The sequence below is a fragment of the Micromonospora sp. LZ37 genome (genome assembly GCF_059359015.1).
Map to the genome: position 1 here is coordinate 237,374 of NZ_JCADBL010000010.1, position 12,589 is coordinate 249,962.

The following is a 12,589-nucleotide window of genomic DNA, read 5'->3' on the forward strand; positions in this document are numbered from 1 at the left end:
CCCATGTCCCCCACACCCACCCTCGACGGCCAGGTCCTCGGCCAGGCCCACCACGCCACCCGAGCCGTACTGGAACGGGAACTGGCCCGGCTCGGGATCACCTTCACCCAGTCGGTCGTGCTCGGTGTCGTCGCCCGCCAGGGTGGCGAGGTCGACCGCGCCACCCTCACCGACCGGATCACCAGCGCCCTGAAGGTCGACGAACCGGCGGCGCGGACCGCGATCGCCGAACTGGCCGAGGCCGGGCTCATCCGGCAGGACGGCGCCCGCCTCGCGCTCACCGCCGCCGGCCGGGACGTTCGGGGTCGCGTCGACGACGCCGTCGCCAGCATCACCGCCCGCCTCTACGCGGGCATCCCCGCCGGGGAGATGGCCGTCGCGGGCCGCGTGCTGGCCCTGGTGAAACGGCGGGCCGACGAGGACCTGGCGGCGAGCCGGGGCTGACCGCGTCGCGGGGCCGGTGCGACCCCCTCGCACCGGCCCCGCGTCTCCCTCGCGCCCCACGCGTGGTCTCAGTGTTGCGGGATGTTCACTACCCCGATCCGCTTGCGGAACACCCAGTAGGTCCAACCTTGGTAGGCCAGGACGATCGGGGTGAAGATCACCGCCACCCAGGTCATGATCTTCAGGGTGTAGGGGGTGGAGGCGGCGTTGACGGCGGTGAGGGTGCCGGCGGGGTCGCCGGTGGAGGGCAGCACGTTCGGGAACAGCGCCGCGAAGAGGGTGGCCACGGCCAGGGCGATCGCCACGGCGGTGCCGGTGAACGCCCAGCCCTCCCGGCGTACCCGGGCCGCGGCGAGCCCGCCGAGCAGGGCCAGGGCCGCGGCGGCGGCCAGCACGACGGCGGCGGCGCTGGAGCGGATGTTCAGGGTCCAGGTCAGGAAGGCCACCGCGAGGACCGCGGCGCCGACGCCCAGCCGTACGGCGAGCGCGCCGGCACGTTCGCGGATGTCGCCGGTGGTCTTCAGGGCGATGAAGACGGCGCCGTGGGTGAGGAACAGCACGGCGGTGGTGGCCCCGCCGAGCAGGGCGTACGGGTGCAGCAGGTCGAGCAGGCCGCCGACGTACTCGTGGTCGGCGTCCAGCGGCACGCCGCGCAGGATGTTGGCGAAGGCGACACCCCAGAGGATCGCCGGCGCCAGGGAGCCGTAGAAGATCGCCCGGTCCCAGCGGCGCTTCCAGGACGCCTCGGGCCGCTTGTGCCGGTACTCGAAGGCCACGCCGCGGGCGATCAGGGCGAGCAGGATCAACAGCAGCGGCAGGTAGAAGCCGGAGAAGAGGGTGGCGTACCACTCGGGGAAGGCGGCGAACATCGCGCCGCCGGCGGTGATCAGCCAGACCTCGTTGCCGTCCCAGACCGGGCCGATGGTGTTGATCAGGACGCGGCGTTCCCGGTCGTCGCGGCCGAGGACGGGCAGCAGCATGCCGACGCCGAAGTCGAAGCCTTCGAGGACGAAGTAGCCGGTGAAGAGGACGGCGACGAGGAGAAACCAGATGGTGGTCAGTTCCACGGTGGGGCTCCGGGGTCAGTAGGCGAAGGCGAGCGGACGCTCGGCGTCGTCGGTGTCGTCGGGTTCCGGGGCGGGGGTGAGGTCGGGGACGCCGGCTCGGGCGTAGCGGACCAGCAGCTTGAACTCGATCACCGCGAGGGTGGCGTAGACCAGGGTGAAGGCGGTGAAGGAGGTGAGCACCTCGGCCAGCGACACGCTGCGGGACACGCCGTTGCGGGTGAGCATCTCGCCGTAGACGATCCACGGCTGGCGGCCCATCTCGGTGAAGATCCAGCCGAAGGAGTTGGCCAGCAGGGGCAGCACGGGCATGACCAGGCCGGCGCGCAGCAGCCAGCGGCTGGTCGGGGTGCGGCCCTTGCGCTGGGACCAGAGCACCAGCAGGGCGATCGCGGCGGCGGCCATCCCGAAGGCGATCATGAAGCGGAAGCTCCAGTAGGTGACCGGGATGATCGGGGTGTAGCTGCCGGCGCCGTACTGGCTGGCGTACTGGGCCTGGAGGTCGTTGATGCCCTGGACGGTGCCGTTGGGGTCGCCGGTGCCCAGGTACGACAGCAGGTACGGGATCTTGATGGCGAACAGTTCCCGGCTGCCGTCGAGGCTGCCGATGGTGAGCACGGAGAACGAGGCGGGGCTCTCGGTGGTGTAGAGGCCCTCGGCGGCGGCCATCTTCATCGGCTGCACCTGGGTCATGATCTTGCCCTGGATGTCGCCGGTGATGGCCACCAGCGCCGCGGAGACCAGGACCACCCAGGAGCCGAACCTGGTGGCGAACCGGTATGCCCCGGTGTCGGCGCTGCCGCGGTTGCGCATGATGTGCCAGAGCCCGACGGTGACCACCAGCGAGCCGGCGACCAGGAACGATCCGGCCAGGGTGTGCGGGAACGTGATCAGCGCGACCTTGTTGGTCAGCACGGCGACGAAGTCGGTGAGTTCGGCGCGGCCGGTGTCGGGGTTGATCCGGTAGCCGACCGGGTTCTGCATGAACGAGTTCGCCGCGAGGATGAAGTAGGCGCTGAGGTTGGACCCGATCGCGGCGACCCAGATGCTGGCCAGGTGCAGGCGCTTGGGCAGCCGGTCCCAGCCGAAGATCCACAGGCCGATGAAGGTGGATTCGAGGAAGAACGCGACCAGGGCCTCGATGGCCAGGGGTGCGCCGAAGATGTCGCCGACGAAGCGGGAGTAGTCGCTCCAGTTCATGCCGAACTGGAACTCCTGCACGATGCCGGTGACCACGCCCATCGCGAAGTTGATCAGGAAGAGCTTGCCGTAGAACTTGGTGAGCTTGAGGTACCGCTCGTTGCCGGTGCGGTGCCACAGCGTCTGGAGGATGGCGACCAGCACGGACAGGCCGATGGTCAGCGGCACGAAAAGGAAGTGGTAGACGGTGGTGACACCGAACTGCCACCGGGCGACGTCCAACGCGTCCACCTGGCACCCCCAGCTGTTCATACTACGAGACGTAGTAAATACTACTGCGCGTCGTAGAGGAATCGGCAGGGCCGGGGGGCCCGAACCGGCCCGGGACCAATGACCCTGATCACCTCCGCCACCGGACCCCCGTGCGACCATCCACCCCTGATGGACACCACCGGATGGCACCCGCCGCTGTTCTGGCGCACCGCCCAACTGATCGCTCGCCTCGCCGTCGCCGCCCTGGCCCGACTGGAGGTCACCGGCGACGTGCCGGCACACCTGCGCAGGGGGCCGCTGATCCTGGCCGCCAATCACATCAGCCCCTTCGACCCGGTCGTGCTGGCCGCCGCCTGCCGGGCCCGGGGCGTCGCACCCCGCTTCATGGCCACCGGCGGGCTGTTCCGCGCCCCCGTGCTCGGCGCGCTGATGCGCCACGCCGGCCACCTGCGCGTCGACCGGGGCACCGCCGCCGTGCACCACGCCCTCGCCGACGCCGCCGACGCGGTCGCCGCCGGTTCCGTGGTGCTGGTCTACCCGGAGGGACGCATCGGCCTGGACCCCGGACTGTGGCCCGAACGCGGCAAGACCGGCACCGCCCGACTCGCCCTGGCCTGCGGCGCCCCCGTCATCCCGGTCGCCCAGTGGGGCTCACACGAGGTGCTGCCGTACCGGGCACCCAAGGGCCTGCTGCGCGGCATCCTGCGCTCGATGCTGCGCCGGCCGGTGCTGCGGGTGCGCTTCGGCGAGCCGCTCGACCTGCACGACCTCGGTCGGGGCGCCGCCCGGCAGGGCACCGACCGGATCATCGACGCGATCACCGACGCCCTGGCGCCGCTGCGCCCCGACGAGCCGGACCGGCCCCGCCACGTCGACCCCGGTCGCCCCGTCGACACCAGCCGCGCCCACCGCCGCCGCCCGGCGGCCTGACCCGCCGGGCGGCGACCACGTCACCCGCCGGGCAACCCGGAGTTGCCCTCGCGCGGCCCGGAACGGTGAGAGCCTGCCCGCAGGCGTTCCACAGGAAAGGCAGGGCAGACATGAGCGAGCAGACAGTGCTGGTCACCGGCACCTCCACCGGCATCGGCCTGGAGATCGCGCTGGGCTGCGCGCGCGCCGGCTGGCGCACCGTGGCCACCATGCGTGACCTCGGGCGCGCCGACCGGCTGCGCGCCGCCGCCGACGCCGCCGGGGTCGCCGACCTGATCGACGTACGCCGCCTCGACGTCACCGACGCCGACTCGGCCGCCGCCGCCGTGGCCGAGACCGTGGCCGCGTACGGGCGGCTCGACGCGGTGGTCAACAACGCCGGCGCCGGGCACGTCGGCACCCTGGAACAGGAGACCGTCGACGACGTGCGGGCCGTCATGGAGGTCAACTTCTTCGGGGTGCTGCACGTCAGCCGGGCCGCGCTGCCGCACCTGCGGGCCAGCCGGGGCCGGCTGGTCAGCGTCACCAGCGTCGGCGGGGTCATCGGGCAGCCGTTCAACGAGGCGTACTGCGCGGCGAAGTTCGCCGTCGAGGGGTTCATGGAGTCCCTCGCGCCGGTCGCGGCGAGCGTCGGGGTGACCGTCGCCGTGGTGGAGCCGGGCGCGGTGGCCAGCGAGTTCGTCGCCAACGTCGGCATCGACCGGGACCGCGCGCTCGAGCAGGCCGGGGTGTACGCACCGGCGCTGCGGGCGTACCTCGACCGCGCCGGCGGGGTGTTCGCGGCGGCGCAGTCCTCGGCGGACGCCGCCACCGTCGTCGTCGCGGTCGTCACCGGCCCGACCCCGCCGCCGCGTACCCAGACCTCGACGACGGCGCGGGAGTTCGTCCGGGTGAAACTGGCCGACCTCGCCGGGACCGCGGTCACCGACCTGACCGGCGGCTGGCTGCGCTGAAGCCCGCCCTCCCGGCGGCGAGGGCAACGACGGAGCAGGTCGCGCCGACCGGTCATCCGGCAGTCCCCGGCGCGAGGCATACTGCGCTGCGTGCTGACCCGACCCGGCTATCTGGACGCCCCCGCGCCGCTGGCCTTCGCCCACCGCGGCGGCGCCGCCGAGGGCGACGAGAACACCGTGGAGGCGTTCGCCCGGGCGGTCGGGCTCGGCTACCGGTACGTGGAGACCGACGTGCACGGCACCGCCGACGGGGTGGCGGTGGTCTTCCACGACGCCACCCTGGAGCGGGTCACCGGTGAGCGGGGGCGCATCGCCGAGCTGCGCTGGGCCGACCTGGCGTCGGTACGCGTCGGCGGGGCCGCCGTCGTACCCCGGCTCGACGAGGTGCTGGGCGCGTGGCCGCAGGTGCGGTTCAACATCGACGTGAAGTCCGACGGCGGGGTCGCGCCGACGGTCGAGACGGTGACGCGGGCGGGCGCGGCCGAGCGGGTGCTGCTGGCGTCGTTCAGCGACGCCCGGCTGATCCGGCTGCGGGCCCTGACCGAGGGGCGGGTCGCGACCGGCCTGGGCATGCGCGGGGTGGCCCGGCTGCGGCTGGCGTCGCTGCACGGGTGGCGGCTGCGGCTGCCGCCCTCGGTGGTGGCCGCACAGGTGCCGCCGCGCTACGGCCGGGTGCCGGTGGTGGATCGCCGGTTCCTCGCCTACTGCCACCGGCTCGGGTTGCAGGTGCACGTCTGGACGATCGACGAACCCGCCCAGATGCACGACTTACTTGATCTTGGGGTGGATGGCATCATGACCGATCACGTCGGCGTGCTGCGCGACGTCTACCGCAGCCGCGGCCACTGGGCCGCCTGAAACCCCGAGGACCGCGATGGCCGACACGGTCGCCCCCACCGCCGCCGCCACCCCGGCGAGCACCCGCCGCGAACGCACCGGATGGTACGTCTACGACTGGGCCAACTCGGCCTTCCAGACCACCGTCATCACCGTCTTCCTCGGCCCGTTCCTCACCACCGTCACCGAGCTGGCCGCCGGGTGCGAACTCGGCGCGGACTCCTGCGACGGGCACGTGTACCCGCTCGGCATCAAGGTGGCGGCCGGCTCCTACTACCCGTACCTGATCTCGCTGTCGGTGTTCCTCACCGTGTTCGTGCTGCCGGTGATCGGGGCGATCGCCGACCGGTCGGCCCACAAGAAGCGGCTGCTCGCCGGGGCCGCCTTCACCGGCGCCGGGGCGACGGTCGCGATGGCCTTCGTCACCGGCGACCGGTACCTGCTCGGCGGCGCGCTGTTCCTGGTCGCCAACATCTCCTTCGGCGCGGCGATCGTCGTCTACAACTCGTTCCTGCCGCAGCTCGGCGGCCCCGACGAGCGCGACGGCATCTCCAGCCGCGGCTGGGCGATCGGCTACCTCGGCGGCGGGGTGCTGCTCGCGCTCAACCTGGTCGCGGTCACCATGTTCAGCGAGGAGGGCAACCCGCAGCGCACCCTCGACCTGGCCCGCTGGTCCATCGTGTCCGCCGGCGTCTGGTGGGCGGCGTTCACCCTGGTGCCGCTGCGCTGGCTGCGCGAACGCCCCACCGCCGCGGCGCTGGCCGGCGGCGGCAACGTGCTCACCGACGGGTTCCGCCAGCTCGGCCGCACCCTGCGGCAGATCAAGGCGTACCCGCTGACGCTGTTCTTCCTGCTCGCCTTCCTGGTCTACAACGACGGCATCCAGACCGTCATCACCCTGGCCAGCCAGTACGGCACCGAGGAGCTGCGGCTGGGACAGGACACCCTGATCGTGACGATCCTGCTGGTGCAGTTCCTCGCCTTCGGCGGCGCGCTGGCCCTCGGCGCGCTGGCCCGGCGCATCGGCGCGTGGAAGACGGTGCTGCTGTCCCTGGTGCTCTGGACCGGTGTGATCATCGCCGCGTTCCGGCTGCCCGCCGAGGCGCCGCTGCCGTTCATGCTCCTCGGCGGGGCGATCGGCCTGGTCCTCGGCGGCAGCCAGGCGCTGAGCCGGTCGCTGTTCAGCCAGCTCATCCCGGCCGGCAAGGAGGGCGAGTACTACGGCTTCTACGAGATCAGCGACAAGGGCACCAGCTGGCTCGGGCCGCTCGCCTTCGGTCTGGTGTTCCAGCTCACCGCCTCCTACCGGGTGGGCCTGGTCTCACTGCTGATCTTCTTCGTGGTGGGTTTCGCGCTGCTGGCCGCCGTGCCGATCCGCCGCGCCATCATCGCCGCCGGCAACACCCCGCCCCGGGTGCTCTGACCGTCCCGATCGGCACGGGCCGATGGACTAGGCTGCCCCGACGTGACCGACGACGCCGCTGCCGCCCTGACCTGCCTGGCCCGCCCCCTGCCGGGCCCGGACGACAGCCGGGCCGGCTGCGCCGCCGCCCGCGGCGTCGACGGGCGTCCCCTGCACGCCGCCGCGCTGAAGTTCTTCTGGGGGCCGATGGACTCCGGCAAGTCGACCATGGCGTTGCAGATGAACTACAACCACGCCCGGCAGGGCCGCCGCGGCCTGGTCACCACCCGCATCGACCGGTCCCTGGGACCGCAGGTGACCAGCCGCATCGGCCTGGCCCACTCGGCGGTCGAGGTCACCGACTCCCTCGACCTGCGCGCGCTGGTCCGCGACACCTGGGCCGAGGGGGTCCGCGTGGACTACCTGATCTGCGACGAGGCGTCGTTCTACAACGTCGAGCACGTCGAGCAGATGGCCGAGCTGGTCGACGGCTACGACGTCGACGTGTACGCGTTCGGCCTGGCCACCGACTTCCGCTCCTGCCTCTTCCCGGCCGCGCAGCGGCTGTTCGAGCTGGCCGACGAGGTGGCCCGCATCCAGATCGAGGTGCTCTGCTGGTGCGGCCGGGAGGGGTTGCTCAACGCCCGGGTCGTCGACGGCCGGGTGGTCCGCGAGGGCGCGCAGGTCGTCATCGGCGACACCGCGGACACCGCCGAGGTGCGCTACCAGGTGCTCTGCCGCCGCCACTACCGCAGCGGCGACCTCGGCCCGCGCTCCTGACCGGCCCACGGGCCGCGCAGCGGGTCGGCGTGCCACGGCACCGCCAGGTATGTCGCGGCGGCCGGTGACGGCTCAGTACGGGTCACCGCAGACCCGCCATTCGCCGTCCTCCTTCACCACCGGCAGCAGGCGCTCCTCGGCGGCCCCACCGTCGCGGGTGACCCGGACGGTCACCTCGCCGACCGGCCGGCCGGCCTTCGTCCGCACCGACACGTCGACGATCTCGTAGCCGCTGACCAGCGGCGGGGTCCGCACCCAGCCGGCGAAGCCGACCTCGCTCCACCGGGTGCGCGCCTGCGCGCAGAGCCGCTGGTAGGCCCGGTCGACGTCCCCGGCGGCGACCTCCCGGAAGAACCCGTCCGCGGTGTCCCGCACGGGGCCGCTGGCCCCGGTGACCACCTGGACGTTCCAGGTGCCCAACCCGGCCACCCCGACCAGGCACAGGGCCATCGTCAGGCCGCCCAGCACCAACCCGGTCCGCACCGGACGGCGGGCCCGGGCCGGTCGGGTCCACCCGTCACCGCCCATCACCTGCGACCGTATGCGCCCGGTACGCACCCGCGCAGGACATCGCCCCCTGTCGCGCCGCCACCGCATCGTCTACCGTCGGCGCACACCCTCGAAGGAGCGACGATGAGCCGCTACGTGCAGCCGGTACCGACCCCCGACGACCCGTACACCGGCGACGCGCTGCTGCGGTCCTGGCTGGAGCGGCAGCTCGGCCCGGCCGGCCACGCCGCGGCGAAGGGCCGCCTCGCGGACCTGGCCGCCGACGTCGTGGGGCCGCTGCGCGCCGCGCACGCCGACGCCGAGGCCCACCCGCCGAGGCTGGTCCGCTACGACCCGTGGGGCGCCCGCGTCGACCGGATCGACACCTCCGCCGGCTGGCAGGCCCAGCGGGCCGCCGCCGCGCGGCACGCCGTGGTCGCGCTGCCCTACCTGGCGTCCGCGCGCGGCACCTGGGGCGCCGCCGCCCGGGTCGTGCAGCACGCCCTGCTGCACCTGTACGGGCCGGAGTCGGCGACCTTCTCCTGCCCGGTGGCGATGGCCGACGGCGCCGCCGCGCTGCTCAACCTCCCCGAGGTCGATCCGGGGGTCCGGGATGCCTGGCTGCCCCGGCTCACCTCCACCGACCCGCAGACCGCCGTGGTCAGCGGCCAGTGGATGACCGAGTCACAGGGCGGGTCCGACCTGTCCCGCTCGACCACCACCGGCCGGCCCGCCGCCGACGGGTCGTGGCGGCTGACCGGGGAGAAGTGGTTCTGCTCCGCCGCCGACGCGCCGATGGCCGTGGCCCTGGCCCGCCCGGAGGGCGCCGGCCGGGGCAGCCGGGTGCTCGCCCCGTTCCTGGTGCCCCGCTACGCCGCCGACTCGCCGCTGGCCGGGGCGACCGCCGGGGCGGACACGCCGGCGCCCGGGATCACCGTGCACCGGCTCAAGGACAAGCTCGGCACCCGCGCGCTGCCGACCGCCGAGATCGGCCTGCGCGACGCGTACGCGCTGCCGTTGGGTGACCCGGCGGTGCCCGGCCTGGTCCGGGCGATGACCCTGGTGGTGGTGACCCGGGTGCACAACGCCGCGGCCGCCGCCGGGGGCATGCGCCGTGGTCTGGCCCAGGCCCGGGCGTACGCCGAGGCGCGGCACGTGGCCGGTGGCGCGCTGTCGGGCAGTCCGCTGCACCGGGCCACCCTCGGCGCGCTCGCCGTCGACGCCGCTGGCGCGTTCGTCCTCGCCGGGCACGCGTTCACGCTGCTCGGCCGCCTCGAGGTGGGCGCCGACCCGGAGGCCGCCGCCGAGCTGCGGGTGGTCGCGCCGCTGGCGAAGCTCGCCACCGGTCGGCTCGCCGTCTCCTCCGCCAGCGAGTACGTGGAGGCCTTCGGTGGCGCCGGCTACGTCGAGGACACCGGGGTCGCCCGGCTGCTGCGCGACGCGCAGGTGCTGCCGATCTGGGAGGGCACCACCAACGTGCTGGCCCTGGACGTGCTGCGCGCGGTCAGCCGGGAGGACGCCGGCGCGCCGCTGCTGCGCCGGCTCACCGCCGCCGTCGACCTGGCCCGGCCGCTGTCCCCGGTGCTGGCCGACACCCTCGCCGGGGTCGCCGACGAGCTGCGCGGCAGCCTCGCCGAGGTCACCGCCGATCCGGCGGCGGTCGCGGTGCTGGCGGGCGCCCGCGGGCTGGCCCTGCGGATGGCGTACGCGCTGACCGCCGCGCTGCTGGTCGAGCACGCCGCCTGGGGCGACGAGCAGGCCGAACTGGCCGCCCGGCTCTGGACCCGGCGGTGGCTGCGCGGCGAGGACATCGCCGCCGACGCCCACCACCACCTCGACGTGCTCTGCTGAGGATCGCCGCCGGTCCGGAAGCTGTACCTGCCAGGAGATGTCAGGTACGTGCGGCAGGCTGCCGGTCATGACAGCAACCGCCGACCTCGCCATGGTCAACCTGGACAGCTCCGACCCGGCCGGGCAGGCCGCCTTCTACCACCGCCTGCTCGGCTGGAAGATCACCCACAGCGAAGCCGAGTACGCCATGATCACCAGCCCGGACGGCACGTCGATCGGCTTCGGCCGGGCCGACGGCTACCGGCCACCGGCCTGGCCCGACGAGGACTCCGCCAAGCGCTACCACCTCGACCTGTACGTCGACGACCTCGAGGTGGCGGAGAAGGAGTTCGTCGCGGCGGGGGCGACCCGGCCGGAGTTCCAGCCCGGCGAGGGGCGCTGGGTGGTGCTGCTCGACCCGGTCGGCCAGCCCTTCTGCATCTGCCCCCGCCCGCGGGGCTGACGCCGCCTCCCCGGCCGGGTCGTCGCGGCCCGGCCGGGGACGGCGCCGGCACCGGTCAGCGCAGCGGACCCCGGGCCACGGCGCTCCGCATGTCGTCCGGGTCGCCGGCCGGGACGTACTCCAGCCACCAGGTGGCGCCGGCCGCCGCCAGCTCGCCGAGGTACGCCCGCTCGGCCCGCTCGTCGGCGCGCCGCCGCCGTCCGCCGATCGCCACGTCGAACGGCGCGCCGTCCGCCCGGGTCGGCGGCAGCGCGCCCACCAGGTCGCGCACCTCGTCGGGGGTGAAGTCGGACCAGCCGTCGGTGTCGGTGAGCTTGTACGGCACGATCCCGTCGGCCCGTGCGGCCCGGCGGAGCACCGCCGTGGCCTGGGTGCTGCCGCCCACCCACACCGGCACCCGGGGAGACTGCGCCGGCGCGGGCCGCAGCGCCACCCCGTCGGCCCGGTAGTGCCGCCCCACGTGCGCGACCCGCTCGCCGCCGAGCAGGGCGACCAGCACGTCGAGGCCCTCGTCGAGCATCGCGGCCCGGACCTTCAGGTCGGTGGGCTCACCGAAGGCGGCCCACCCCCGGTCGGCGGGGTCACCGACGCCGACGGCGACACCCGCGCGGCCGGCGGAGAGGTGGTCGAGGGTGAGCACCTCCCGGGCCAGCTTCGCCGGGCGGCGCCGCGGCAGGCCGGTCACCGTGGTGCCCAGCCGGATCCGCCCGGTGCGCCCGGCGATCGCGGCCAGCAGCAGCCACGGATCGAAGGTGGGTGGGTCGTCGCCGGCGTGGTGGATCAGGTAGTCCTCCAGGAACACCCCGTCCCAGCCGGAGCGTTCGGCCAGCTCGCCGAGCTCGACCAGCAGGGACGCGGTGACGCCCGGGCCGCCGCAGCAGATCTCCAGTCCGTGTCGCATCCCCGCACCGTACGGACGGGGCCGGACAGTCGGCTCAGGTGCGGCGCCGGGCGCGGGCCGCCCAGATCACGTACGCCGGGTCGCGGTCGAGGTTGTGCCGGTCCCGGTCGTAGCGGCGGGTGGTGCGCGGGTCGGCGTGACCCATCGCGTCCTGCACGTCCTCCAGCGGCACCCCCTCGGCGCGGGCGGTGGTGGCGAAGGCGTGCCGCAGCGAGTGCGGCGACAGCTTCGCCGCGGCCGGAATGCCGGCGGCCTGCGCCAAGCGGCGCACCAGGCGGAACACCGAGTGCCGGTCGAGGCGGCCCCCGGTGGCGGTGACCAGCAGCGGGCCGGTGAGCGCGTCCACGCCGACCCCCTGCGCGGCGGCCCGTTCGGCCAGGTACGCGTCGACGGCGTACGCGGTGCCCGGGGTGAGCGCCCGGCGGCGCGGCTTGCCGCCCTTGCCGATGAAGCGGACGCTGCGGTGCCCCCGTTCGGCGCCCAGGTCGGCCAGGTCCAGCGACACCAGCTCCCCGACCCGCAGGCCGAGGTCGGCGAGCAGGGCGAGGGCGGCGCGGTTGCGGGCGGCGGTCGGGCCCCGTTCGGCCTCGGCGGCGGCCAGCAGCGCGTCCACCTCCTCCGGGGTCAGGCCGACGGTGGCCGAGTGGTCCCGGTCCACCCGGGGCCGGTCGGCGCCGGAGACCGGGTTGGCCTCGACGGCCCGCAGCCTGACCAGGAACTCGTACCAGCTGGACAGGGCGGAGAGCTTGCGGGCCACGGTGGCCGGGGTGAGCGGCCGTCCGGTCCGGGCGCCCACGGTGGACTCCAGCTGCCGAGCGTAGGCGTTGACGTCGAGGAAGTTGGCGAGCAGCGGGTCCAGGTCCCGGCCGGCGCACCAGGTCAGCCAGCTCGCGATGTCCCGCCGGTACGCGTCGCGGGTGTGCTCCGACAGCCGCCGGTTGCGCAGCCACGCCTCGGTGAAGTCGACCGGCCCGTCGGGCAGGGCGGGTCGACCCGCGGCGCGGGGCAGGACCGGGACGTCGGCACGGAGCATGCGAGAAAGGCTCTCAGTCTTCGGGGCGATTGACCATGAGGCGCGCCCGA

The 12,589-nt window shown here is 74.2% G+C and carries 13 protein-coding genes; 8 read left to right on the top strand and 5 right to left on the bottom strand.

Features of this window, described 5'->3' with window-relative positions; genetic code table 11:
• The first annotated feature begins 3 nt into the window (after positions 1–3).
• Positions 4–444, top strand: coding sequence for a MarR family winged helix-turn-helix transcriptional regulator (locus AC5L3Z_RS21375; protein ID WP_494844518.1), 441 nt, complete (start codon positions 4–6; stop codon positions 442–444).
• Positions 445–512: 68 nt separating this feature from the next.
• Here the strand turns inward: AC5L3Z_RS21375 and cydB are convergent, their stop codons facing one another.
• Complete coding sequence (gene cydB, locus AC5L3Z_RS21380; protein WP_494844520.1) at positions 513–1,511, bottom strand: cytochrome d ubiquinol oxidase subunit II; 999 nt, start codon at positions 1,509–1,511, stop codon at positions 513–515.
• Positions 1,512–1,526: 15 nt separating this feature from the next.
• Positions 1,527–2,939, bottom strand: a complete 1,413-nt coding sequence (locus AC5L3Z_RS21385) for a cytochrome ubiquinol oxidase subunit I (RefSeq protein WP_494844564.1) — start codon at positions 2,937–2,939, stop codon at positions 1,527–1,529.
• Positions 2,940–3,089: 150 nt separating this feature from the next.
• On the opposite strand from AC5L3Z_RS21385, the gene AC5L3Z_RS21390 reads away from it, so the two are divergent.
• From AC5L3Z_RS21390 to AC5L3Z_RS21410, 5 genes are all read left to right on the top strand, one after another.
• Positions 3,090–3,851, top strand: a complete 762-nt coding sequence (locus tag AC5L3Z_RS21390; protein WP_494844522.1) for a lysophospholipid acyltransferase family protein — start codon at positions 3,090–3,092, stop codon at positions 3,849–3,851.
• A 110-nt stretch (positions 3,852–3,961) separates the two neighbouring features.
• Positions 3,962–4,804 carry an SDR family NAD(P)-dependent oxidoreductase gene (locus AC5L3Z_RS21395; RefSeq protein ID WP_494844523.1) on the top strand — a complete coding sequence of 281 codons (843 nt, stop codon included), beginning with the start codon at positions 3,962–3,964 and terminating at the stop codon, positions 4,802–4,804.
• Positions 4,805–4,894: 90 nt separating this feature from the next.
• Entirely contained in the window at positions 4,895–5,662 is a 768-nt protein-coding gene (locus AC5L3Z_RS21400; protein ID WP_494844525.1) for a glycerophosphodiester phosphodiesterase family protein, read from the top strand.
• Positions 5,663–5,678: 16 nt separating this feature from the next.
• The gene (locus AC5L3Z_RS21405; protein ID WP_494844526.1) at positions 5,679–7,064 is read left to right on the top strand and encodes an MFS transporter; all 1,386 of its coding nucleotides are present in this window, start codon (positions 5,679–5,681) and stop codon (positions 7,062–7,064) included.
• 42 nt (positions 7,065–7,106) lie between these two features.
• Positions 7,107–7,823: a thymidine kinase gene (locus AC5L3Z_RS21410; RefSeq protein WP_494844528.1), complete on the top strand. Its 717-nt coding sequence runs from the start codon at positions 7,107–7,109 to the stop codon at positions 7,821–7,823.
• A gap of 72 nt (positions 7,824–7,895) precedes the next feature.
• Here the strand turns inward: AC5L3Z_RS21410 and AC5L3Z_RS21415 are convergent, their stop codons facing one another.
• Positions 7,896–8,351: an Rv0361 family membrane protein gene (locus AC5L3Z_RS21415; RefSeq protein WP_494844530.1), complete on the bottom strand. Its 456-nt coding sequence runs from the start codon at positions 8,349–8,351 to the stop codon at positions 7,896–7,898.
• 105 nt (positions 8,352–8,456) lie between these two features.
• On the opposite strand from AC5L3Z_RS21415, the gene AC5L3Z_RS21420 reads away from it, so the two are divergent.
• Positions 8,457–10,163: an acyl-CoA dehydrogenase family protein gene (locus tag AC5L3Z_RS21420; RefSeq protein WP_494844532.1), complete on the top strand. Its 1,707-nt coding sequence runs from the start codon at positions 8,457–8,459 to the stop codon at positions 10,161–10,163.
• Between the two features lie 67 nt (positions 10,164–10,230).
• On the top strand, positions 10,231–10,605 hold the full coding sequence (locus tag AC5L3Z_RS21425) for a VOC family protein (protein ID WP_494844533.1): 375 nt from the start codon (positions 10,231–10,233) through the stop codon (positions 10,603–10,605).
• A 55-nt stretch (positions 10,606–10,660) separates the two neighbouring features.
• Here AC5L3Z_RS21425 and AC5L3Z_RS21430 read toward each other — a convergent pair whose 3' ends face one another.
• Together AC5L3Z_RS21430 and AC5L3Z_RS21435 are read right to left on the bottom strand one after the other, a co-directional pair.
• The gene (locus tag AC5L3Z_RS21430; protein WP_494844535.1) at positions 10,661–11,506 is read right to left on the bottom strand and encodes an LLM class flavin-dependent oxidoreductase; all 846 of its coding nucleotides are present in this window, start codon (positions 11,504–11,506) and stop codon (positions 10,661–10,663) included.
• Between the two features lie 34 nt (positions 11,507–11,540).
• Entirely contained in the window at positions 11,541–12,539 is a 999-nt protein-coding gene (locus AC5L3Z_RS21435) for a tyrosine-type recombinase/integrase (RefSeq protein ID WP_494844536.1), read from the bottom strand.
• Positions 12,540–12,589 lie beyond the last annotated feature (50 nt).

What these genes read in the sequence shown, in the direction of transcription:
- AC5L3Z_RS21375 (WP_494844518.1), top strand. Translation starts at nt 4, where the DNA reads ATGTCCCCCACACCCACCCTCGACGGCCAGGTCCTCGGCCAGGCCCAC.
- AC5L3Z_RS21390 (WP_494844522.1), top strand. Translation starts at nt 3,090, where the DNA reads ATGGACACCACCGGATGGCACCCGCCGCTGTTCTGGCGCACCGCCCAA.
- AC5L3Z_RS21395 (WP_494844523.1), top strand. Translation starts at nt 3,962, where the DNA reads ATGAGCGAGCAGACAGTGCTGGTCACCGGCACCTCCACCGGCATCGGC.
- AC5L3Z_RS21405 (WP_494844526.1), top strand. Translation starts at nt 5,679, where the DNA reads ATGGCCGACACGGTCGCCCCCACCGCCGCCGCCACCCCGGCGAGCACC.
- AC5L3Z_RS21415 (WP_494844530.1), bottom strand. Translation starts at nt 8,351, where the DNA reads ATGGGCGGTGACGGGTGGACCCGACCGGCCCGGGCCCGCCGTCCGGTG.
- AC5L3Z_RS21420 (WP_494844532.1), top strand. Translation starts at nt 8,457, where the DNA reads ATGAGCCGCTACGTGCAGCCGGTACCGACCCCCGACGACCCGTACACC.
- AC5L3Z_RS21425 (WP_494844533.1), top strand. Translation starts at nt 10,231, where the DNA reads ATGACAGCAACCGCCGACCTCGCCATGGTCAACCTGGACAGCTCCGAC.
- AC5L3Z_RS21430 (WP_494844535.1), bottom strand. Translation starts at nt 11,506, where the DNA reads ATGCGACACGGACTGGAGATCTGCTGCGGCGGCCCGGGCGTCACCGCG.
- AC5L3Z_RS21435 (WP_494844536.1), bottom strand. Translation starts at nt 12,539, where the DNA reads ATGCTCCGTGCCGACGTCCCGGTCCTGCCCCGCGCCGCGGGTCGACCC.